This window comes from Deltaproteobacteria bacterium (genome assembly GCA_016178705.1).
In the GTDB taxonomy this organism is placed as follows: Bacteria; Desulfobacterota; Binatia; order HRBIN30; family JACQVA1; genus JACOST01.
Window position 1 is genome coordinate 575,558 of record JACOST010000028.1, and the last position, 21,231, is coordinate 596,788.

Genomic DNA, 21,231 nt, shown 5'->3' on the forward strand with positions numbered 1-21,231 from the left:
TGTCACTGACATTTGCGAGGCAGGACGCTAGGACTAGCGCGGAGCGATCGCGCCGGCTGCCGGCCGCAGCCGCTTTACGCCGGCGTCGAGGTCGACGCGCTCGTCACCCCAGACCACCAGCACATCGTACGGATCGCGACCGCGGAAGGCGGGTGCACGCATCCTGTGCCACAGCTTCTCAAGTTCCTTCCGAACGCGGCGCAGACGCAGGCGCCACCCCCACTTCGACTCGAGCAGCGTCTTGTTCGGGTTCTTCACGCGCTTCCATGCTGTGCCGGCTAGTGCGCGTTGGGTCACTTGGCTGAAGTGATGGATCAACGCTGCGCCGGTGATTGCCGTGCGCAAACGCGCGCGGCGTAGCCGGATGTCAAAGTCGTCGTCCTCGAAACCACCGCCGACGAAGCGTTCGTCGAACAGCCCGACTTGGTCGTAGACCGCGCGCGGCACGAGGAAACATTCGCCGCGCCAACCCGGCCGCCAACGATCCCCGAATCGGTGACGGTATTGGGCTGCCATCGTGGCGAGTTCGTAGTCGGCCGAGCCGTTGATGACAGCCGGACTGACCACTGCGGCACCGGTGCGCTGTTGGAACTCCGCGAGCGCGCCCAGCCAACCCGCAGAGACAACGATATCGTTGTTCATGATGAGGATCAGCGGCGCCCGCGCAGCGCGGATGCCCTGGTTCCACGCGCGTGCACAGCCGAGGTTCTGTTCGTTGCGAATGACGCGGCAGCCGGCTGCGGCGCAGACCTCAGCGCTGCCATCGCGGCTACCGTTGTCGACAATGATGACTTCGTGCGGCAGGTCGGTGCACGCCCGGATGCTGGAGAGACACTCACGGGTGTAGTCGAGCTGATTGAGGACCGCGATCACGATGCTGACGCCGCCTGCGAGCGCCGGGTCGCGCTCGACATCCGTGGACTCCATGGCTCGTGGTCAGCGGTCCGTCGCGCCCGGAGGGTCCTTGACGACTTCGAGCACCGCGCGCATCTCTTTTGCCCGGATGATGAAAGCGAGATACTCTTCCCAGAACTTGCGGACGAAGCGGAACCCGCGGTGGCGATTCTCGAGGTTCAGCAGGATTTGCAAGCCGAGGCGGCGCCACACCCTTGGCATCGACACGGTCAGCGACACGCACCGATAGCGTGCATGGGTGTAATGAGCGGAGAAGTGTCCTTCGGTAAAGTACATGAACGTGCGCGTGCTCAAGTGCCAGCGGTGGGTCGGATCAGTCCATGAGGCAATCCAGGAGAAGTGTGGCGTTGCGATGCAGACCAAAGCGCCCGGGCGTGCCACGCGATGGATCTCACCCATGAAGTCCGGTAGCGACTGGACGTGCTCGATGATGTGGGAGGCGTTCACCTCGTCGAAGGTATCATCGCGAAATGGCAGCGGCGGCCGATCCGCGTCGGCGACGACGTCCACGCCGGCAACCGGGAAGAGGTCGACGCCGATTGCGCCAGCGCGCTTGCTCCGGCCACAGCCCACATCCAACGTATGCCGCCTGGGTCGCATGGTGTCATGGGTCACGGGCGTTCATAGCGTGGGGTTCGGCAGCGCCGCAAGCTTGATGCGAACAACAACATGAAGGTCTCCGCCGACCGCATCTTGTTTGTGCTCCACGGCGCCATCGGTGACGTGGTGCGCGCACTGCCGTTGCTGAATCGCGTGCGCGCCGCCTATCCGCAGGCATCCATCGCCTGGGCGGTCGAGCCGATCGCCGCGCCCTTGCTCGAAGGCCACCCGGCGATCGACCAGCGCATTGTCTTCGACCGGGCACGCGGGGCGCGCGCGTTTGCACCCTTTCTGCGTCAGGTGCGCGCATTCGGTGCCGATCTGACGCTCGATCTCCAGCGCCATCTCAAGAGCGGCGTGGTCAGCTTCGCGTCGCGTGCGCCGGTGCGGCTCGGCTTTGATCGCTCCAACAGCAACGAAGCGAACTGGTTGTTCAATACGCATCACCTGCCGCCGATGGAGCACTTCAGCTTGAAGTGGCGCCAGTATCTCGCGTTCGCCGATGTGTTGGAGTTGTCCGCGACCGCGATCACGTTCGGCCTTGCTCCGACGGACGAAGAGCGCGCCCATGTCGACGAGCTACTCGACGGCGCGTCGGGGCCGCTGGCGCCGATGTTCGTCGGCTCGACGTGGCCGAGCCGCTTCTGGTTTGCGGCCGCGAGTGCCGAAGTCGTGCGTCAGGTATCAGCGCGTGGGTTGCAGCCGGTGTTGGTGGGGGTGGCGAGTGAGGTGGCGTTCGCTGACGAGATCGCAGGTCTCGCGGGCGTGCCAGTAATCAACTTGGCCGGCCGCACGCGCTTGCGCGACCTCGTTGCGCTGTTCGCACGCAGCAGCGTCGCGATCGGGCCGGACTCCGGCCCGATGCACATTGCCGCCGCGATGGGGTGCCCGGTCGTTTCGCTGTGGGGAGCCACCAGCCCGAAGCGGTCGGCGCCGTACGGATCAGAGCACCTGATTGTTCAGGGTGAGGCGAAGTGCGTGCCGTGCTACCGGAAGACGTGTCCGATTGGCCGAGTGTGCATGCAGTCGATCACACCCGCGGCGGTGTTGGCGCAAATCGACGCCGGGCTGGCAGAGCGGACTCACGACGGAAGCAAGATATAGTTCCGGTGTTCACCGACCTTGAAGCCGAGGATGCGTTGCTCGACGAAGCTGAGCGCGCGCTCCGATAGCCGGTCGTGTCGTTGCGTCGACTCGGGGCTGGCGTGCACCGTCCAGTTCTTCTCTTCGATCCGCGCCTGCATCACCGCCGGATGCGTACCGCTGAAGCGTGTGCGCCCTTTGAGTAGGCCGAAGTCGAAACTGGCATTGGCGTCGGGGAACTTCTGCTGTGCGGTCTCGGCGCCCTCGTGAATCGTGACGAAGGCGATGCGCTTACGCGTCATGTTGCGCGGCGGGCGCACCCAACCGTAGTGGTAGATGGCGGCGTCGGCGTGCGCGACGTGCAACTTGCGCCCATCGGCGAAGCGGAAACCCTGCGCACTCTTCCATGAGCGCGCCCCGATTCGGTTGCGAACGATGCGCACCTCGCGCCGGTACCAGGTGTGCGAGGTGTGGTAGTGCTCGTAGTCGGCGAAGAAGTGGACGTAGTCGAACAGCAATCCCTCGATGCGATCATCGGCGAGATAGGTCTCCATGCGCGCGTGCAGAGCGGGCAGGTAGCGCTCGTGCACGACCTCATCGGCCTGGACATAGAAACACCAGTCGCCCGTGCAAGCGTCGAGCGCGATGTTGGTTTGCTGCGCGTTGATCGCGCCGCGCTTGAAGAGGTTGCGGTCCCATACGGTCTCGATGATTTTGACTTTGGGATCGTCGATCGAGCGCAAAAGTTCGGTGGTGCCGTCGGTCGAATCGCCCGCGGCAATGACGAACTCGTCGCAAATGGGCAGGATCGAGCGGATCGATTCCACCACCGGGTAGTACAACTCGATGGCGTTGCGTACGAACGAGAAGCCGCTGATCCGCATGGGTGACGGCGGCTGTACCGCAGGCGCTGGAACGGGTCAATGCGAACTGAATCGGCGTTCGGAATCTCGCGAGCACTTGCGCTGAGCCGTACCGGTGTGATTTCTGACCTCACGATGCTGTCGATCTTGCACGTTGACCCCGAGCGCCGCTGGGGCGGAGGCCAAGTTCATCTGGTGGAACTGTGCCGTCGCATTCAAGAGCTGGGCGCCAAGCAGATGGTGGCGTGCCATCCCGGTGGGCCGCTTGAGCGCGCGTTGGAGGCGGAGGGCTTCGCGACGGTTCCGGTGGCGGTTCGCAACGCGCTCGATGTGCGCGCGGTCGTGCGTCTGCGACAGGTGCTTCGCGTCGTGGCGCCCAACATAGTCCACTTCCACACCGCGCACGCGCACGCGATGAGCTTGTGGCTGCCGCGCGCACACCGGTCGTTTGTGGTCACCCGCCATATGGACTACCCGCCCCGCAACGCGTTCTTGTTCAACTCGGCCGTCGACGGGGTGATTGCGATCTGCGAAGCCGTCCGCGGGTCGTTGCTCGGCGTGGGCGTTGAGCCACTGCGGGTGAGGGTGATCTACCTTGGCATCGATGCGACGCCGTTTCCGGCATCCGCAGACGAGCGTCGGGAACAACGGCGAGTCTGGGGGGTTGCGGACGACGAGGTGGTGGCAGTTACCGCGGCGGTGCTCGAAACACGCAAAGGCCATCGGTTTCTAATCGACGCGATAGCGGAGTTGCACAAGCGCAGCGGACCGCGAGCGCGTTTTGTCTTTTGCGGCGACGGCTCGCAGCGGGCGGCGCTCGCCGCGCAAGTCCGCGCGGCGGGGCTGGAGGAGCACATCCTCATGCCTGGCTTTAGTGCGCAAATGGCGCAGGTGTTGGCCGCAGCTGACCTGTTCGTGCTGCCGTCGCTGGCGGAAGGGTTGCCAATGGCGATCATGGAAGCGATGGCCTCGCGGTTGCCGGTCGTTGCGACCCGCGTGTCGGGCACGCCGGAGATCGTTGCCCACGGCGTCACCGGGCTGCTGGTACCGCCGGCCGATCCCCGCGCGCTGGCGACCGCGTTAGCGAACCTGCTTGGTAACGCCGCGCGCCGCGCGCAACTGGGCCAGCGCGGGCGTGAGCGCGTCGAGCAGCAGTTCACCAGCGCTCGTATGGCGCGTGAGTTCGTTAGCTACTACGAAAGTCTGCGCCTTCATCCGTCAGTACAGCGGGCGGCCCCATGACGCGGGCGGCGGCCATGCGGCTACTGCGCCGCTTTCACAGCGTGCGGGTGTTGGTCATCGGAGACGTCATCCTCGACCAATTCATCCGTGGCCGTGTGGATCGCATCTCGCCCGAAGCGCCAGTACCCGTGGTGCGCGTGACGGAAGAGGACTTCCGCCTGGGTGGCGCCGCCAATGTCGTCCACAACCTGCGCGCGCTGGAGGGGCGCGCTACCACGTGTGGCGTCGTGGGTAGCGATGCGGCCGGGAGACGGTTGGTTGGACTGTTGCGTCGTATCGGAGCGAGCACGGCCGGCGTGGTTGCGAGTCGAACGGTTGAAACCACGCGCAAGACGCGCATCGTGGCGCACCAGCAACAGGTCGTGCGACTCGATCGTGATCCACCGCCGCAACGCACCGCCGCGCTCGGGGCACGCGTGCAGCACTACCTCGCGCGCCACCTGCGCGAATTCGATGTGGTGATCGTGTCGGACTATGGCAAAGGCGTCGTCTCGCCCGCGGTGCTTGAGATGCTGGCCGCCGCGCGCGCGACAGGGCGCGTGCGCGTGATCATCGATCCGAAAAAACAGAACTTCGCGCATTACCGCGGCGCGAGCCTGGTGACGCCCAATGCAGCCGAAGCGAGCGACGCCGCCGGTGTAGAGATTCACGACGAGGCGACCCTGCGTGAAGCCGGGGCGGTGCTGCTCAAGCGCTGGCAGGCGGAAGCGGTGTTGATTACACGCGGCGAGCACGGGATGTCGCTGTTCAAACACACCGGCGGAGTGCGCCACATCCCAACCGTGGCGCGCCATGTGTTCGATGTGACCGGTGCGGGCGACACGGTGGTGGCGACGTGTGCGCTCGCGCTCGGGGCCGGGGCGAGCTTCGAGGACGCGGCGGTGCTGGCGAATCACGCGGCCGGAATTGTGGTGGGTGAAGTGGGCACGGCGACCGTCTCGTTGCCGACATTGCGCGCGGAACTGCGGCACGTGAAGGTGTGAGCATGCGGAGCATGACTGGATTTGGCCAGGCCATCGTTGAAGCTGATGGCCGGCGCATTACGATCGAGGTCCGTTCGGTGAATCAGCGCTTCCTCGACGTGAAGCTGAACATGCCGCGCGAGTATATGCCGTGGGAGAAGGACCTGCGCGCCGCTGTGCAAGCCGTGGTTGGACGCGGCAAGGTGGATGTCTCGATCAACCGCAACAGCAGCGCGGCCGGTGAGATCAGCGTCGAGATCAATCAAACGTTGGCGCAAGCCTACATGCGCGGCCTACGTGATCTGCAAGCCGCGCTCGGACTCGGGGGACAGATCGAGTTGGCGATGGTGATGGCTCGGCCCGACGTGCTGCGCGTCGTGGAGCGGCGCGGCGATCCGCAGAGTGAGATCGCGGTGGTGCGGGGCGGTTTGAGCGATGCGCTCGCGAAATTCAATCACGATCGTGAGCGGGAAGGGCGCAGCCTCGCGCGCGATCTAGCCAAGCGCGTGAAACATCTACGCCAGATCGAACGTCGCATGCGGGCGCAAGCCGCGCGCGTGGCTCCCGCACTCACTCGTCGATTGCGCGACCGCATGCGGGAGCTGCTCGATGGCGTGCCCGTCAACGAGGAACGGTTGCTGCAGGAAGTGGCGATCCTGGCGGAGCGCGCCGACATCACCGAAGAACTCGTGCGCTTGGACAGCCATCTCGAAGCGATGGAGCAGGCGTTTGCGTCGAAGGAGCCAGCCGGGCGCCAGCTCGACTTCCTGTTGCAAGAGATTCACCGCGAGATCAACACCATTGCGTCCAAGAGCGCGGATATCGAGATGACCAACCTCAGCATCGCCGCCAAAGGGGAAGCCGAAAAACTGCGCGAGCAAGCGCAGAACGTGGAGTGACGGCGCGACGCTTGAGCTACAGCTCGTCTCCCCCGTCATTGCTGCCTTCGCCGGCTTCCATCTCGTCCATCATCTCGCCGAAGTCGTCACCGCCGCCGTCGTCGCCCATTTCTTTGCCCATTTTGCGCATCCAGCGCGCGACGCTCTTGGGATCGTTCTCGTCGACGCCGCTGAGTTTGCTCGGATCGGCGAGCGACTCGAGCCGGGCGTCTTCCGACTTCGGCATGGCGAAGCGTGACAGCAGTCGGTCTGCCGCCGTGCCGCCGCACTTGGTGCACTCGGGCTTCGGCGTTTCGCTGACACGCAACGTCAACACGCTGAAGCGCTTCCCACACTTGCGGCAGCGGTATTCGTAGATCGGCATCTTTCAACTCCACTGGCGCGCTTCACCTACCAGAGCCGTCGGTTGCGTGCGAGTGCGGAATGCGGAATTCCAGAAGTCTTCATTCCGCATTCCGCACTCCGCATTCCGCACTGTCTTGACTCTCCACCACCTCGCACCTAGTGTCCCGCCGCCGATGCATACTGATGGCTTCAAGGAACTCGCCGATCTGATCGGGACGCCGCTGGATCGGCGCCGGTTTCTCAAGGGCAGTGCGGCGGGCGTGGCGCTGCTGAGCGTCGGCGCGTTGCTGCCGGGTGGCTGCTCGCGCTATCCGAAGCTGCGCACTCCCCTGCGCTTCTTCACCGCGAAGGAGTATGCGATCGTCAACCAAACGGCTGAGCGGCTGCTTGGCGTGGTCGGCGGCATTGGCGCGGGCGCGGATCAGGTTGACGTCGCAGCGCGCCTCGATGGCTGGCTCGCCGCGTGGGACGCTGATGCGCAACAGCAGCTGCGCATCATGCTGCGCGTCTTCGAGCACGGCACCGCGCTGTTCGATCTGCAGCGCAAGCGCTTCACCATGCTCTCGGATGCCGACAAGGACCACTACCTCGACGGCTGGATGCGCAGCACGCTCGGAGCGCGCCGTGTGGTCTTTCGCGCACTCAAGGCCCTGGCGTCCGCCGGCCTCTATCCCGATCCGACGACGTGGACCGCGCTGGGCTACGACGGACCGTGGCTGGGTCGCAAAGACGTGCTCGCGCATGGTGAGAATGAACCGGTAACCCCATTGACGAACCTGCGAGTTCCGTCGTGATTCTCGACTCCACCACTGTCGATCGTGATGTCGATCTTGCCGTGGACGTGTGCGTCGCCGGCTCCGGTGCCGGCGGTGCCGTGGTGGCCTGGGAACTCGCCAACGCGGGCCGCTCCGTCGTTGTGGTTGAAGAAGGGGCGTATCACTCCAGTCGCGACTTCTCGCAGCGGGAAGACGAAATGTACTCGCGCCTCTATCAAGAGGCTGGCGTACGCGTTGCGACCGACTCGACGGTGTTGATCTCGCAGGGCCGTGCGCTCGGCGGCTCTACCGTGACCAGCTTTTGCGTGTGCGCGCGCCCGCCGCGCGCGATTCTCGACTCGTGGCGCGACACGCTCGCCATCCCCGGTGTCGGCGCGTTCGAGATGAGTCCGCACTTCGAGCGGATCGAACAAGAGCTGCAGGTTGTCGAGCTGACGGCGGAGCAAGTCAACCAGAACAACCGTATCGTCCAAGCGGGAGCCGAACGGCTGGGTTTCCATCACCTCCGTGTCGCTCACAATCGAGTCGACTGCGTTGGCTGCGGGTTCTGCGCGCTCGGGTGTGCGTACGATCGCAAGACCGATGCGCTCACTACGCATCTGCGTTGGGCCTCGCAACGGGGCGCGATCATTGTGCCCGACTGCCAAGTGGAGTCGATCACGATCGACAACGCGCGCGCGGTGGGCGTCAGCGGCACGTTCCTGCGCACCGCGGGTGGCGCCGCGAAGTTGACTGTGCGCGCGAAGGTGGTGGTTCTGGCTGCCGGTGCGTTGGGCTCACCGCAGGTGTGGCTGCGCAGCCGCTTGCCCAACGCGAATCAGCAAGTCGGGCGCAACCTCCATCTCCACCCCCAGGCTGTGGTTGCCGGCGTGTTTGCCGATGAGGTGGCGTCGTGGCGCGGAATTCCGCAGAGCGTCGTGGTTGACGAATTTCTCAATCCGCATGACCCAGCCGAAGGCGGCTTCCTGCTGGCGCCGATCACCGTACACCCGGTCGCCTTGGCCTCGATGCTGCCGGGGTTCGGTGCCGATCATCGGGGTTTGATGGAGAGCTATCCCCGCCTCAGCCTCGCGGCGGTGATGCTGCGCGACCGATCGAGCGGCAGTGTGGAACTGGATAGCAGCGGGCGGCCGGCGGTCAGTTATCAACTGAACGACGACGATCGCGCCGTGTTGATCGAGGGGCTGCGCCGCCTGGCCGATGTCTATTTCGCCGCCGGGGCCGAGCGCGTCGTGCTGCCGTTTACCGATTTGGTCGAGCTGACGCGGCGCGGTGACTATCGCGGGCTCGACGAACGCAGCGCGCGGGCCAACGATCCCATGCTGTGGTCGTTGCACCCGCAAGGATCGATGCGGATGGGCAGCAATCAGAAGCGCTCGGTCGTTAATCCGTTCGGAGAGGCCCACGATATTCGCGCCCTGTTCGTTGCCGACGCCAGCATCTTCCCAACCGCGATCGCGGTGCCGCCACAGCTCTCGGTGATGGCGTTCGCCCGACGCACGGCGCGCTACATCGCGAGCAACGCACGCCGATACTTCGGATAGCGGTGTCGCTGTCCTGTCTTGACCCACCCAGACCGCGTCGGTACTGTCCCGACCCTATGCGTAGAACGAGTCGAAGTCTTCTCCTCGCTGTGCTGCTGTGCGCGGCGCTCACCTCGCGGACGTTCGCGGCGACGTATGCCGAGCGGGTGCATGAGCAAGTGTTGCCCAACGGCCTCAAGATGTTGTTGCTCGAAGACCACAAGGCCCCGGTGGCTGTCTTCCAGATCTGGTATCGGGTCGGCTCGCGCAACGAGACGCTCGGCCGCACGGGCCTGTCGCACTTGCTCGAACACATGATGTTCAAGGGCACCGAGAAGGTCGCGCCCGAGGACTACTCGAAGATCATTCAGCGCAACGGCGGCAACACCAACGCGTTCACGACGCAGGACTACACGACCTACTTCGCGACGATGGCGAGCGATCGCCTTGGTGTGGTCAACGAGTTGGAAGCGGATCGCCTCGCCCACCTCAAGCTGGCAGAGGAGCAGTTCACCCCCGAGCGGCAAGTGGTGATGGAAGAGCGCCGCTTGCGAACCGAAGACAATCCGACATCGGCCCTGTTCGAGTCGATCAGTGCGGCGGCCTACACCGCGCACCCGTACGGCTGGCCTGTGATCGGCTGGATGGAAGACGTTCGCCAACTAACGCTCGACGATCTCACGCACTACTTCCACACTTACTACGTGCCCAACAACGCGCTCGTGGTGGCGGTTGGCGACTTTGACGCCACTCAGCTCGCGGCGCAGATTGCCACAGAATTCGGGCCGATCGCCGCGAGCGCTCCGCCGCCGCCCGCAGTGCGCGCGATAGAACCGGCGCAGCAGGGCGAACGGCGCGTGGTCTTGCAGCGCGAAGCGCAGTTGCCGTTTGTGGGCGTAGCGTATCATGTGCCCAACCTGCACGACGGCGACGCCCCGGCAATCGAGGTCCTCGCTGGCGTGCTAGCCGGCGGGAAGAGTTCGCGGCTGTACCATGAACTCGTCTATCGCCAGCGCCTGGCCCGCGAAGTCGGTGGCAACGCGGACTACGTCTCGGTCGATCCGGGCGTGTTCATGCTCTACGGCCAGCCGTTGCCGGGCAAGAAGGTCGGCGAGCTAGAGAAGGCCCTCCTCGCGGAAGTGACGAAGCTGCAGATCACTCCTCCCAGCGACCGCGAGGTGGAGAAGGCGAAGAATCAAATCGAGGCATCGTTCATCTTCGGCCAAGATTCGGACTTCTATCAAGGCCTCGTGCTCGGGCAGTACGAGATCGCTGGCGATTGGCGCTTGGTCGATCAATACATTCCGGCAATGCAAGCGGTGACGGCTGCTGATGTGCAGCGCGTAGCCACCAAGTATCTCACTGCGGCTAACCGCACCGTGGGCGTTCTCGATCCGTTACCGCCGCGGCCGGGGAAACGACTGCCACCGGCAGCGCCGCCGCCGGGGATGGTGCGCTAATGCGCCGCACGGCATTGATCGCGTTCGTCGCGCTGCTGGAGTGGGCTGCCGTTGGGCACGCCGGTGTGCCGCCCGCAACCTACGGGACGCTCGACAACGGCGCGATCTTGATCGTCTCGGAGCAGCGCAGTCTGCCGGTCGTGGTGATCCAGATTACGATCGACGCCGGGGCGCGGCTCGATCCGCCGGCCAAAGCGGGCCTCGCCAATTTGACCTCCGAGCTGTTGACCGAAGGAACGACCAAACGCAGCGCCAGCGAGATCAGCGATATGATCGATTTTCTCGGCGCCTCACTCGATTCCAACGCCGACGTGGATTTCGCCGGGGCGTCGCTGGCAGTGTTGAAAAAGGATCTGCCAGCCGGACTCGATTTGCTCGCCGATGTCTTGCTGCGCCCCGCGTTCGCGGATGCCGAGTTGGTCCGCCGGCGTGAAGCGGTGCTCGCCAGCATTCGCGCGTCGGAGGATCAGCCCGGCACGGTGGCGAGTCGCGCGTTTCAACGCGCGCTGTTCGGCAGCGAACCGTACGGGCATCCGGTGGAAGGGACCATCGACTCGGTGCCGAAACTGACGCGTGCCGACATCCAGAGTTTCTATCGCCAGTATTATCGTCCCGGGCGCTCCATTGTCACCGTCGTCGGTGACGTGTCGACGGACGAGATCAAGCCGCTACTCGACACGGCGTTGCAGAAATGGATTGGCGGCGCCGGCGAACCGTTCGTCTACCCGCTGGCGCATCCCCCGGAGCAGCGTGAGGTGACGATCGACAAGCCGCTGACGCAAGCCAACATCATCCTCGGTCAACGCGGCGTCGCCCGCGACAATCCGGACTACTACGCGATCACGGTGATGAACTACATCCTCGGCGGCGGCGGCTTTTCGTCGCGCTTGCTCGACAACATCCGCACCCGCGGCGGGTTGGCCTACTCGGTGTCGAGCGCGTTTTCGGTGAACAAGGCGCCCGGGAGTTTCGAGGTGGTGATGCAGACCAAGAGCGCGTCAGCCGGTGACGCGATTGCGCGTGCCCGTAGCGAGCTCGAACGCATCCGCCGCGAGCCGGTCGCCGACGACGAGCTGAGCGAGGCCAAGCGTTATCTGACCGGCAGCTTTCCACTGCGGCTCGACAGCACGCGCAAAATCTCCGCCTTCCTGTCGCAGGTGGAGTTCTACGGCCTCGGCCGTGACTACGCCGATACCTACGCCGCGCGCATCAATGCTGTGACCAAAGAGGACGTACTGCGCGTCGCGCAGCAGTATCTGCATCCGGAAGAAATGATTCTCGTCGTGGTCGCCAATCTCAAGGATACGCCGCTGACAACGGCGCCGCCCGCCGCGAACGTGCAGGGCAGCGAGGCGGGCGCACACTGACGAGTGAGCGCTAAATCTTGTACCGCTGCACGAGCTGCTTGGCGATCACGAGACGCTGGATCTCGTTGGTGCCTTCACCGATGATCATGAGTGGGGCGTCGCGGTAGTAGCGTTCGATCGGAAACTCTTCCGTGTAGCCGTAGCCGCCGAACACGCGCATCGCTTCGATGGCGACTTCGAGGCAGGTCTCCGACGCGAACAGTTTCGCCATGCCGGCCTCGACATCGCAGCGCTCGCCGCGGTCCTTCTTCTCGGCGGCGCTGTACACCAGTAGGCGCGCGGCCTGGATCTTAGTCGCCATGTCGGCGAGCTTGAGCTGAATCGCTTGATGCTCGCAGATCGGCTTTCCAAAAGTCTCGCGTTGCTGGGCGTAGCGAATGGCGTGTTCGAAGGCGGCCTGCGAGACGCCGACGGCGCGCGCGGCGATGTTGATGCGGCCGACTTCGAGGCCGCTCATGACGTGGATGAAGCCTTGCCCCTCGACGCCGCCGATCAGGTTTTTCGCCGGAACGGCGTAGTCTTCGAAGTGGACTTCGCAGGTTTCGATGCCTTTGTAACCGAGCTTGTGAATGTCGCGGCTGACGGTGAGACCGGGCCCCTTCTCGCCGATGAACATGCTGATGCCCTTGTAGGGCGGGTCGGCGCTGGGATCGGTCTTCGCGGCGATGGCGTACAACGTACCGTAGCGCGCGTTGGTGATGAACATCTTGCTGCCGTTGAGGATGTACGCGTCGCCGCTGCGTTTGGCGGTGGTGCGGATGCGTTGCACGTCGCTGCCGGCGTGCGGCTCGGTGAGACAGAGTGCGCCGTGATGGTCGCCGCGCGCCATCGCCGGGAGGTAACGCCGCTTCTGCTCGTCGGTGCCGTGCGTGCGCAATTGATACGCGAGCATGAGATGCGTGTTGAGCACGCCGCTGAGACTCATCCAGCCCTTGCACAACTCTTCGACCACCATCGCGTAGGTGGTCACGTCGAGTTCCAAGCCGCCGTACTCGGCCGGAATCGTCGCGCCGAACAAGCCGAGTTCCTTCAGCTTGGCGACCAGTGCGTGGGGATACTCGTTGCGATGTTCGAGTTCGCTGGCGACGGGCAGGACGTCGCGCTCGACGAAACGGCGGATGGTGGCGAGGAGTTCCTCGCGGAGCTCGACGGATGTACTCACGAATCCCTCCTTGGTGGAAGTGCGCCGCGTATGTTCCACGTTTGATCGGTGATGGCAAGTTGAGTGATGCTGCGCGTGAACGGGCGGCTTGCCGGTCGTGAATGGCTCTGTTACTCCCGCAGCGTGCGAATTCGCGCCGTTGTGCTCGTGCTCGGCGTTGTGGCTGCGTTGGCCTCACCGGCGACCGCTGCGGAGCTAACCCCAACAGTCGGCACGGAGGTCTTCACCGGTCGTGACGACGCGCGCCAAGCGCGCGAGCGGCCGGTCTCACCGGGGACCGCCTACTGGCGTGTGCAGGCGTTCTTGAAAATGGCGCGCGTCCCGGCCGGCGGGCGTGTGCAGATGCTGCTGCCGCTCTCGGATGCCCGGCAGCACGTTTTCAGCCGCCACATCACCAGCGACGGATTCAATTTTCGCGAAGAGCCGCAACACGAGAACTTGTGGGGTCAGTGGAGCGCAGTGCTCGGCGATGGCCGGGCGGCGGAAGTTGGCTACGACATCACGCTGGCGGCGAGCGACTACGAGCGGCCGGTTCCGCACACGCCGCTAAAGAGATTCATCGCAGCGCGTGACGCGCAGGCGGAACTCGTCGCTTCGTCATTGATTCAGAGCGATGACGCCGAGATTCGCGCGCGCGCGCGCGACCTGATCAAGGACGCGGAGACCGTGGACACCGCCGTCTGGACTCTGTTTCAGTATACCGCCGCGTTTGTGAAGGGGGGTAGCTCGGAGGCCCGCGCCGACGCGCGCACCGTGCTGCACGAGGAGCGCGGCAATACGACGGGCAAGGCGCGTTTGCTCACCGCCATGTTGCGCGCCATTGGGATTCCGGCGCGCGTGGTCGGCGGACTCAAGCTCGACGATGCGAGCAAGAAGCGCGCGACGATTTCGTGGGTCGAAGCCCGCCTCAGCGATGCGCCGGACGGCTGGGTGCCGTTCGATCCGGGCGGTGACTACTTCGGCTGGCTCCCACAGCAATACCTCGCGCTCTACCGCGGCGACCTGCCGCTCATCATTCACAGCAGCGAGTTGCAGGTGGAGTACGGATTCGTCGTCCACCAAGTGAGCCGCGAAGCGGCGGTGGGTGTCGGTCCCGAGCCGACACCGGGGCGGGCACCGGCGCGCGCTACCGCGGCCAAGGGAGCGGAGCACGTGCGCACTACCGCCAGCTATGTCGAGCGGCCGGTGGCGTCGGTGGTCGTCATCGTCGATCAGAGCGTGCCCGAGGCCGTGAGCGACCGCATCGTGCAAGAGGCGCAAAGCGACGAGGTCGATGTCGTGCTCCTGCAGGCGCGTTTCGAGTCCCGCTACTTTCGCGAGCTGTACCTACAGCGCTTGGTGAACAACAACTTGGCGTTGATTCGTAAAGCGCACTTGCTGCTGATCGCCACCAGTGATGACGCCGGGCTCTACGCGCTCCTCACGCTCGGCGAGAAGGGCATCGACCTCGGCGACGCGCGGATCGTGATCGCGGGCGACTTCCTGCGTCCGGTGGGCGCGGTGATCGGCGTCGTCCTGCATCAGCTGGTGCAGGCGGGTGAGGTCGTACTGGTGAATCGCCCGACCAGCTTGCTGGCCTTGTGGGAAACCGCGCGGGCGAACTTGATCAATGGCGTGCCGATGGTTGAGGAGGCGCGCAAGTGGGACGTCAAGCCGCTGGTGATCAATGCCGACGCGTATGCCGCGCTGGGCTGGTGGCGCCGCGCGGTGGTGGAAGCCTGGGTGCGTGCGGTACGCGCCCAGGTACCGCTGCAGGCGCTCAATCTGATTCTCATTCTGCCGATCATCGCGGCGATCATTGTGATTGCACGCACGCTGATCGGGCTCGAAACGTTCGGGACCTTCTCGCCGGTGATCGTCTCGCTCGCCTTTCTGACCACCGGCTTGCGTTGGGGCGCGGCGATCTTCGCCGTCATCGTCGGGCTTGGGGCGGTGATGCGCGCGTTGTTGCAGCGGGTGCGGTTGCAGCTGGTGTCGCGCTTGGCGATTCTCATCGCAGTGGTGGCGGGCATCATGGCCGGGCTGACGGTGCTGGGCGCGTCGTTTGGGATCGGCGCGCTAATGAACGTGAGCATCTTTCCGATGGTGATCATGTCGAGCGTGATCGAGAACTTCAGTTCCTCGCAAGCCGAGTTCGGTACGCGCGAAGCCATTCGCCTGACGGTGAATACGTTGCTGCTCGCGGTGGTGTGCTACCTCGCGGTCGAGACCACCGGGCTGCAGTCGGTGGTGTTGGTGTTCCCGGAGGTCTTGCTGATTGCCATCGTCGTGGATGTGGCGCTCGGCAAATGGCGTGGGCTGCGGTTGCTCGAGTACATCCGCTTCTTCGATCTCACGCGACGGTCGGAGAAACCGTGGGGGGACGGATGAGTCCTCGAGTGATCGCTCGGCTGCGGTGGCTGCATCGCAACGTGCTCGGGCTCAATCGTCGCACTCAGCAACTGATGCTGCGGCTCAACTCGCCGCAGTTGGTCGCGCTGGTAGATCACAAGGCGCGCACGAAGGCGGTGCTGGCGCAGCGCGGGCTTGCGGTGCCCGCGACGCACGCGCGTTGCGATCGCGTGCGCGAGTTGGGCAGTCTTCAGAGGGCGATCGAACAGCACGAGGAATTCGTTCTCAAGCCGGCGCGCGGCGCCGGCGGGGAAGGCGTGGTGGTCATCGCCGGTCGCAGCGGCGATCGGTTGATGCGAGTCGGCGGCGGCACGCTGACGCGGCGCGATCTGCTGGCGCATGCGGCCGATATCCTCGGTGGTGCGTTTTCGTTGAGTCAGACCCGCGACGAGGTGCTTGTGGAAGAGCGCCTGCGGACGGACGCGGCACTGGCGCCGTTCTGTCCGGCGGGGGTGGCAGATCTGCGCGTGCTGGTAGTGCAGGGCGTGCCGTTGATGGCGATGCTGCGGTTGCCGACGCGGGCGTCGGGTGGGCGTGCGAATCTGCACGTGGGCGGCATCGGAGTGGGTTTGCATCTGGCCTCCGGCGTGGCCCGGCACGCCATCTGGCGTGATCGCTCGGTGGCGCGCCATCCCGATACCGAGCAACCGCTGTCGGCCGTACGCGTTTCGGACTGGCGAGACGTGCTCCGATTGGCCGCGCGCTGCTACGATGCCGTGCCGCTGGGATACCTGGGCGTCGACATCGTCATCGACGGCCGCAGGGGGCCGGTCATTTTAGAGTTGAACGCGCGGCCCGGTTTGAGTATCCAATTGGCGAATCGTTGCGGGCTGCGTCCGTTGTTGGACGGTCTGGGGCGCGCCTTGCACGCCGAGCGAGGGACAACTGATGTGGAACAGCGTGTGCTTCTCGGTATTGCCGTGAGCGAGGAAGGAAACCGAGTGCGATGATAGGACGACCGGGGCGGAACGCACTGTGGCTGATGATCGGCGCGGCCGCGGTGCTGGCATTCGCGGCGATGGGCCGGGCCGACGATAGGCGGCACTTCAAGCCTGCGGTGCCGGCGCTTGAAGTGTGGAAGGCCAAACGCGAGATGTGGCTGCAGCAGGATGGACACACGACGCGCAAGTTTCGCATCAAACTCGGAGGTGAGCCGACGGCGGCCAAGCTTCACCAAGGCGACGGACGCACGCCGGTCGGTCACTACTACGTTTCGGAGAAACGGCCGAACAGCCCGTTTCGACACTTTCTGGGCATCAGCTATCCCAACGTCGATGACGCGGAGCGGGGCTTCGCGGCTAAGTTGATCACCGCCGACCAATGGGCGGATATTCTGTTTGCGAACCTGCGCGGCGAGCCGCCGCCGTGGCGCACGCCCCTCGGCGGCCGCGTCGGCATTCACGGTCACGGCGGGCGCCATGCTCGCGATAGTGATTGGACCGAAGGCTGCATCGCAGTCAGCGACGACGACATCGACTATCTGTTCCCCATCGTCCCGCTCGGCACGCCGGTCAACATCCACGATTGAGGCGCTGAGTTCCCACAACGTTGGAAGTTGCTCGCGCTTCGCGCGGACTTCATGTACCGCTGGGTGCGGGAGGAAACCCATGGCCGCGTTCTTCGAGCGACTCGAACCCGAGCACATTGCGTTCATCGAGAAGCAGCACATGTTCTTCGTAGCTTCCGCGACAGACGGGGCGCACCCGAATCTGTCGCCGAAAGGCTACGAAGCGTTGACGGTGCTGGGACCGGATCGGCTCGTCTACGTCGACTGGCCGGGCAGCGGTAACCAGACCGCCACGCACGTCGCGGAACACGGCCGCATCACGTTGATGTTCTGCAGCTTCGAGGGCGGCACGACGATCCTGCGTGTTTATGGCAAAGGGCAGGTGATCGCTCGCCACAGCGACGAGTTCGCGGAACTCGCCGGCGTGTTGGGGGACACGGTCGGCTCGCATACCCGCCAACTCATTGCGATCACCGTGCAGCGAGTGCAAACCTCGTGTGGCTACGCGGTGCCGCTGTTCGAGTATCGCGGCCAGCGAGAGACGTTGAGCAAGTACTACGACAAGAAGCACGCCGAAGTGGATTGGGAAGCGTACCTGACCGAGCACACCGCGCCGCAGGCACCGATCGTGCGCTAGTATCGCGTCCCGCACGATCTCAGTACCGTCGGATCGCGCAAGTCGATCCATTGTGGCCGCGCTTCGTTCTCGCGTGTGGTGGGAACGGTCTCGAGACACTAGCGGATAGGATTGGGAGGCCGTAGCTGGAGCATCCGCATGGTGCGCTCGGCGGCGCGACGCAACCCGGGGTCATTCGAAGTCTGTGCCGCCTCTATCACGATCCGTTTAACCTCAACCGTGCAATGACCGAGCGAGCCGAGGGCACTCATCGCGGCGCGCCGCACGCCCGCGTCGGCATCGCGGGCTAGACGCACGACCCAGGCGACGGCGGCCGGCGCGTCGCGGGTGACGCGGACCAGCGCGCTCAAGCCGGCGAGACGTACCCCGACATCAACGTCGGTGAGCGCCGTCGTGATCACCGAGTCGACCTCCACCGAACTGATGGCAAGATCGCGCAGACAGTAGAGCGCCATCTTCCGCTGCGGGGGATTACCGCTGCTGGCGATGCCGATCACCGGCGGGAGGATTTGCGGGCCGAGCCGCTTGAGAATGTCAGCGGCAGCCCAGCGCAGGTCGCCGTCGTTGGAGCCCATGACCTCGATGAGCGTGGCGATTGCGGCTGGCGGCGGGGGGCCGATGCGTGCGAGCGCGTACGCGGCGCCCCAGCGCCGCGGCAGTTGCGCGTCGTCGAGTGCCTGCAACAGGGCGGGCCGCACCAAGACTCCGGCTTGAGCGAGCACCGCGAGCGCTTCGGCGGCGCGGCGCTGGACGAGCTTACGAGGATCACCGAGGTGCGCGATCAAGAACGCAACATCATCGACGCTCGCGCTGGTGGCAGTGCCCAGCCGGGCGATCGCGTTCAACGCATCCGGCGCGGTCACGCAGAGAGGCCTCGCATGATGGTGTCGGCGATCGCTCGCGCTTTACCGATGCCGAGGATGAAATGCTCGGGTTGCGAGAAAATCTCCGACGCGACCGCATCGATGGCGCGCCATTCGGCCGGGCACAGACGCAGCTCGTGCTCGAGTCGAGTTACCGCCGGCGAGTTGGCGATGAAGTCGCCGCTGAACTGAATCTCCTTCAGGAAGCGATCTTGTTCCAACGAGAAGTGGGTCTCGAAGATGCCCAGCTGCACCCAGGTCGACGCTGCGTGATCCAGATCCAGACGTGGCTGACGCTGGCGCAGCCAGCTGTCGGGTTGAAACTCGCGGCCGGCGAGCGCGTCGATGGCTTGCACTTCCAGCGGGCTGAGCGTGTGGGGTTCCAACAGCAAGCCGTACTGCTTGGCGAACCCCCGTTGCAACATCTCGGCAACCTCACCGAGTGCGAGTTCGGTGCCCAACTCGCGTGCTAGGGAGGTCGTGCTATCGGGCGTGAGCATCTCCGCCTTGATCACGCCGGTGGGATCGACGGCTTCGAGCTGCCGGGGCAGCGCGCTGAAATCACGCGTATTGGCGAGGATGGCTTCGAACAACAAGGCCCCGGCCTCATCGGTTTCGAAGGACACCATCCCGATGATGCGTCCGTCGACCGTCACAAAGTCGCGCCCGGGATAGAACGCAGGCATGTTGACGAGCTTGCAGCTCTCAAGCACGCCGCGCACGTACCGATTGAGCACCTGATACGGCGCGAGGGCGAAGGGGTCCTGGGAAAAGAGGGCCGAGCGATGCGGCAGCACCAGCGACAGGCCGACGAAGCCGTCGCCGAAGGGCAGGGCCCGTCCGCCCGAGTGCCGCCGAATGGGCGTGATGCCTCCGGCCGGCGACGAGTTGGGTGGAGCCAGATGATAGCGCCCTAGCGCCAGGAGATTGCCCGGGAAAGTGTAGACGCGGAGCACGGCGTTGCGGGTGCGCGACGCGCGCGGTACCGCGTGCATGAAATGCCGGTCAGCCGCCAGACTGTGCGCGGGGGTGACGCCCTCCTCGACGATGAAATCAACCGTCTGCATCGGCTGCGCGGCTCATAGCATCGCGGACCAGAAAGCGGAAAGGTCGCTCAACGGTCGCTCAACGGGCTTCGATCCACTCGAGTTTGCGAGCGAGATGCGCCAGCAGCGGCGTGGCGCTCGGCGGCGCCCCGCTGGCGTGCGCGATCAGCTCGGGGGCGCGATGCGTTTGTCCGTGGCGATGGATGTGGTGGCGCAACCACGCCAGGAGCGGATGAAAATCGCCCTGCGCGAAGGCGGCGTCGATGGACCCCAACTCACGTTCCGCGGCGGCGTACAATTGCGCAGCGTACAGATTGCCCAGGCTGTAGGTCGGGAAGTAGCCAAACAGACCTTCCGACCAATGTACGTCTTGCAACACCCCGTCGCGATCAGTGCGCGGCGCAATGCCGAGGTAGTGGCGCATCTTCTCGCCCCAGGCGCCGGGCAGATCGGCGACGGTCAGGTCGCCGCTGACGAGCGCGTGCTCGAGCTCGAAGCGCACGATGATGTGCAGGTTATAGGTCAGCTCGTCGGCTTCCGTGCGGATGAGTGATGGTCGTGCTTCGTTGACGGCCAGCAGCACCGAGGCGAGTGAGCGGGTCGCCAACTGGGGAAAGGTTTTGGCCGCTAGCGGCAGCAACCATCGCCAAAAGCCAGCCGAGCGGCCGACGAGGTTCTCCCACAGACGCGACTGCGACTCGTGGACGCCCATGGAACAGGCAGTCCCGCGGGGCGTACCGAGCGCGCTGTGATCGAGCCCCTGCTCGTACAGAGCGTGACCGGTCTCGTGAATAGTCGAGGACAGCCCGTAGCGCAGATCGGTTTTACTGAAGCGGGTGGTGATGCGTACGTCGTCGCCGACCTCGGTGGTGAACGGATGCGCGGATTCGTCGAGGCGACTGCGTTGGAAGTCGAGCCCGAGCTGTTGCGCAACCATCCGGTTGAAACGCTGCTGTGCCGCCAGCGGGAAGGTGCCGCGCAACGCGGAGCTGTCAAGCGGACGGCGCGCGATGTCCGCCTTCAGCCGCGCGACCAACGGGACCAGCCCGGTGCGAAGTTCGCGAAACATCCGTTCGAGTAGCGCGGTGGTGGCGCCCGGCTCGAACCCTTCGAGCAGCACATCGTAGGGCGGCTTGGTGTCATCGATGGCGGTCGCGACGCGTTGCTCGATCGTCACCAGTTGCCGCAGGTACGGCGCGAGGGCGGTAAAGTCGTCGTCGCGCCGCGCCACGATCCACACCGAGTGTGACTCGCTGCGCAGTGCCGCACGCTCGCGCACCAGTGCCGTGTCGAGACACCGCTTGCGGTCGAGCCGCCACTTGGTTTCGCGCACGTCGGTTTGTTGGCCGGCGTCCAGGCGAGTGAGATCGGCAGCGAGATCGTCGACCACCGCGAGGAATGCGGGCGCCGTCTCGCGTTCATGAATGATCGCCGCCAGTGCGCCGATCTGTCGCGCCCGGCCGGCGCCCGCGCCCGCGGGCAGCTGCGTTTCCTGATCCCAATCGAGCAGGGCGAGCATGCACTTGAGATCGTATTGCTCGCGCAGCGCCACAACCAGCGCCTCGTACTCGTGCTGCATAGGTCTCGTGA

At 65.1% G+C, this 21,231-nt stretch carries 20 protein-coding genes; 12 read left to right on the forward strand and 8 right to left on the reverse strand.

The features are described from left to right. Positions 1-33 precede the first annotated feature (33 nt). Both HYR72_19615 and HYR72_19620 read right to left on the reverse strand, forming a co-directional pair. On the reverse strand, positions 34-927 hold the full coding sequence (locus HYR72_19615; GenBank protein ID MBI1817185.1) for a glycosyltransferase family 2 protein: 894 nt from the start codon (positions 925-927) through the stop codon (positions 34-36). A 9-nt stretch (positions 928-936) separates the two neighbouring features. Continuing rightward, positions 937-1,530 (reverse strand): class I SAM-dependent methyltransferase, encoded by a 594-nt coding sequence (locus HYR72_19620; GenBank protein MBI1817186.1) that lies wholly within the window; start codon positions 1,528-1,530, stop codon positions 937-939. A 54-nt stretch (positions 1,531-1,584) separates the two neighbouring features. Between HYR72_19620 and HYR72_19625 the strand changes: the two genes are divergently transcribed. Further along, a complete protein-coding gene (locus HYR72_19625; protein MBI1817187.1) occupies positions 1,585-2,619 on the forward strand; it encodes a glycosyltransferase family 9 protein in 1,035 nt (344 codons plus the stop codon). Here HYR72_19625 and HYR72_19630 read toward each other — a convergent pair. Beyond that, positions 2,598-3,482, reverse strand: coding sequence for a glycosyltransferase family 2 protein (locus HYR72_19630; protein ID MBI1817188.1), 885 nt, complete (start codon positions 3,480-3,482; stop codon positions 2,598-2,600). The two genes, HYR72_19625 and HYR72_19630, sit on opposite strands and share 22 nt — an antisense overlap. Positions 3,483-3,521: 39 nt before the next feature. Between HYR72_19630 and HYR72_19635 the strand changes: the two genes are divergently transcribed. Genes HYR72_19635 through HYR72_19645 form a run of 3 tightly spaced genes read left to right on the forward strand, consistent with a single transcriptional unit; the run spans position 3,522 to position 6,564 of the window. Further along, positions 3,522-4,703, forward strand: coding sequence for a glycosyltransferase family 4 protein (locus tag HYR72_19635; protein ID MBI1817189.1), 1,182 nt, complete (start codon positions 3,522-3,524; stop codon positions 4,701-4,703). Next, positions 4,700-5,686, forward strand: coding sequence for a D-glycero-beta-D-manno-heptose-7-phosphate kinase (rfaE1, locus tag HYR72_19640; protein MBI1817190.1), 987 nt, complete (start codon positions 4,700-4,702; stop codon positions 5,684-5,686). Before HYR72_19635 ends, rfaE1 begins: the two co-directional genes overlap by 4 nt. A gap of 2 nt (positions 5,687-5,688) precedes the next feature. Then, positions 5,689-6,564: a YicC family protein gene (locus tag HYR72_19645; protein ID MBI1817191.1), complete on the forward strand. Its 876-nt coding sequence runs from the start codon at positions 5,689-5,691 to the stop codon at positions 6,562-6,564. Positions 6,565-6,580: 16 nt separating this feature from the next. On the opposite strand, the gene HYR72_19650 is transcribed toward HYR72_19645, so the two are convergent. After that, on the reverse strand, positions 6,581-6,928 hold the full coding sequence (locus HYR72_19650) for a zinc ribbon domain-containing protein (protein MBI1817192.1): 348 nt from the start codon (positions 6,926-6,928) through the stop codon (positions 6,581-6,583). 154 nt (positions 6,929-7,082) lie between these two features. Here HYR72_19650 and HYR72_19655 point away from each other — a divergent pair, with 154 nt between their 5' ends. From HYR72_19655 to HYR72_19670, 4 genes are read left to right on the forward strand one after another with little or no spacing between them, the layout of a single operon-like run. Then, the gene (locus tag HYR72_19655) at positions 7,083-7,703 is read left to right on the forward strand and encodes a twin-arginine translocation signal domain-containing protein (GenBank protein MBI1817193.1); all 621 of its coding nucleotides are present in this window, start codon (positions 7,083-7,085) and stop codon (positions 7,701-7,703) included. After that, positions 7,700-9,229, forward strand: coding sequence for a GMC family oxidoreductase (locus HYR72_19660; GenBank protein ID MBI1817194.1), 1,530 nt, complete (start codon positions 7,700-7,702; stop codon positions 9,227-9,229). The genes HYR72_19655 and HYR72_19660 overlap by 4 nt, the downstream gene beginning before the upstream one ends. 56 nt (positions 9,230-9,285) lie before the next feature. Further along, positions 9,286-10,668: an insulinase family protein gene (locus HYR72_19665; GenBank protein MBI1817195.1), complete on the forward strand. Its 1,383-nt coding sequence runs from the start codon at positions 9,286-9,288 to the stop codon at positions 10,666-10,668. Further along, positions 10,668-12,035 (forward strand): insulinase family protein, encoded by a 1,368-nt coding sequence (locus tag HYR72_19670; GenBank protein MBI1817196.1) that lies wholly within the window; start codon positions 10,668-10,670, stop codon positions 12,033-12,035. The genes HYR72_19665 and HYR72_19670 overlap by 1 nt, the downstream gene beginning before the upstream one ends. A gap of 10 nt (positions 12,036-12,045) precedes the next feature. Here the strand turns inward: HYR72_19670 and HYR72_19675 are convergent, their stop codons facing one another. After that, on the reverse strand, positions 12,046-13,197 hold the full coding sequence (locus HYR72_19675) for an acyl-CoA dehydrogenase family protein (GenBank protein ID MBI1817197.1): 1,152 nt from the start codon (positions 13,195-13,197) through the stop codon (positions 12,046-12,048). 66 nt (positions 13,198-13,263) lie between these two features. Between HYR72_19675 and HYR72_19680 the strand changes: the two genes are divergently transcribed. The 4 genes from HYR72_19680 to HYR72_19695 all read left to right on the forward strand — a co-directional run bounded on the left by HYR72_19680 (position 13,264) and on the right by HYR72_19695 (position 17,732). Beyond that, complete coding sequence (locus tag HYR72_19680; protein ID MBI1817198.1) at positions 13,264-15,567, forward strand: hypothetical protein; 2,304 nt, start codon at positions 13,264-13,266, stop codon at positions 15,565-15,567. A gap of 8 nt (positions 15,568-15,575) precedes the next feature. Then, positions 15,576-16,538 carry an alpha-L-glutamate ligase-like protein gene (locus tag HYR72_19685; GenBank protein ID MBI1817199.1) on the forward strand — a complete coding sequence of 321 codons (963 nt, stop codon included), beginning with the start codon at positions 15,576-15,578 and terminating at the stop codon, positions 16,536-16,538. Beyond that, positions 16,535-17,116 carry a L,D-transpeptidase gene (locus HYR72_19690; protein MBI1817200.1) on the forward strand — a complete coding sequence of 194 codons (582 nt, stop codon included), beginning with the start codon at positions 16,535-16,537 and terminating at the stop codon, positions 17,114-17,116. The genes HYR72_19685 and HYR72_19690 overlap by 4 nt, the downstream gene beginning before the upstream one ends. Positions 17,117-17,195: 79 nt before the next feature. Then, positions 17,196-17,732: a pyridoxamine 5'-phosphate oxidase family protein gene (locus tag HYR72_19695; protein MBI1817201.1), complete on the forward strand. Its 537-nt coding sequence runs from the start codon at positions 17,196-17,198 to the stop codon at positions 17,730-17,732. Positions 17,733-17,830: 98 nt separating this feature from the next. Here the strand turns inward: HYR72_19695 and HYR72_19700 are convergent, their stop codons facing one another. Genes HYR72_19700 through HYR72_19710 form a run of 3 tightly spaced genes read right to left on the reverse strand, consistent with a single transcriptional unit; the run spans position 17,831 to position 21,220 of the window. Beyond that, the gene (locus HYR72_19700) at positions 17,831-18,595 is read right to left on the reverse strand and encodes a HEAT repeat domain-containing protein (protein ID MBI1817202.1); all 765 of its coding nucleotides are present in this window, start codon (positions 18,593-18,595) and stop codon (positions 17,831-17,833) included. Next, a complete protein-coding gene (locus tag HYR72_19705) occupies positions 18,592-19,662 on the reverse strand; it encodes a lipoate--protein ligase family protein (GenBank protein MBI1817203.1) in 1,071 nt (356 codons plus the stop codon). The genes HYR72_19700 and HYR72_19705 overlap by 4 nt, the downstream gene beginning before the upstream one ends. 58 nt (positions 19,663-19,720) lie before the next feature. Next, positions 19,721-21,220, reverse strand: coding sequence for a carboxypeptidase M32 (locus HYR72_19710; GenBank protein ID MBI1817204.1), 1,500 nt, complete (start codon positions 21,218-21,220; stop codon positions 19,721-19,723). Positions 21,221-21,231 lie beyond the last annotated feature (11 nt).

Coding starts and splice junctions, on each gene's coding strand:
- HYR72_19615 (MBI1817185.1), bottom strand. CDS start 927: ATGGAGTCCACGGATGTCGAGCGCGACCCGGCGCTCGCAGGCGGCGTC.
- HYR72_19625 (MBI1817187.1), top strand. CDS start 1,585: ATGAAGGTCTCCGCCGACCGCATCTTGTTTGTGCTCCACGGCGCCATC.
- HYR72_19630 (MBI1817188.1), bottom strand. CDS start 3,482: ATGCGGATCAGCGGCTTCTCGTTCGTACGCAACGCCATCGAGTTGTAC.
- HYR72_19635 (MBI1817189.1), top strand. CDS start 3,522: ATGCGAACTGAATCGGCGTTCGGAATCTCGCGAGCACTTGCGCTGAGC.
- rfaE1 (MBI1817190.1), top strand. CDS start 4,700: ATGACGCGGGCGGCGGCCATGCGGCTACTGCGCCGCTTTCACAGCGTG.
- HYR72_19645 (MBI1817191.1), top strand. CDS start 5,689: ATGCGGAGCATGACTGGATTTGGCCAGGCCATCGTTGAAGCTGATGGC.
- HYR72_19650 (MBI1817192.1), bottom strand. CDS start 6,928: ATGCCGATCTACGAATACCGCTGCCGCAAGTGTGGGAAGCGCTTCAGC.
- HYR72_19655 (MBI1817193.1), top strand. CDS start 7,083: ATGCATACTGATGGCTTCAAGGAACTCGCCGATCTGATCGGGACGCCG.
- HYR72_19665 (MBI1817195.1), top strand. CDS start 9,286: ATGCGTAGAACGAGTCGAAGTCTTCTCCTCGCTGTGCTGCTGTGCGCG.
- HYR72_19670 (MBI1817196.1), top strand. CDS start 10,668: ATGCGCCGCACGGCATTGATCGCGTTCGTCGCGCTGCTGGAGTGGGCT.
- HYR72_19680 (MBI1817198.1), top strand. CDS start 13,264: ATGCTGCGCGTGAACGGGCGGCTTGCCGGTCGTGAATGGCTCTGTTAC.
- HYR72_19690 (MBI1817200.1), top strand. CDS start 16,535: ATGATAGGACGACCGGGGCGGAACGCACTGTGGCTGATGATCGGCGCG.
- HYR72_19695 (MBI1817201.1), top strand. CDS start 17,196: ATGGCCGCGTTCTTCGAGCGACTCGAACCCGAGCACATTGCGTTCATC.
- HYR72_19705 (MBI1817203.1), bottom strand. CDS start 19,662: ATGCAGACGGTTGATTTCATCGTCGAGGAGGGCGTCACCCCCGCGCAC.
- HYR72_19710 (MBI1817204.1), bottom strand. CDS start 21,220: ATGCAGCACGAGTACGAGGCGCTGGTTGTGGCGCTGCGCGAGCAATAC.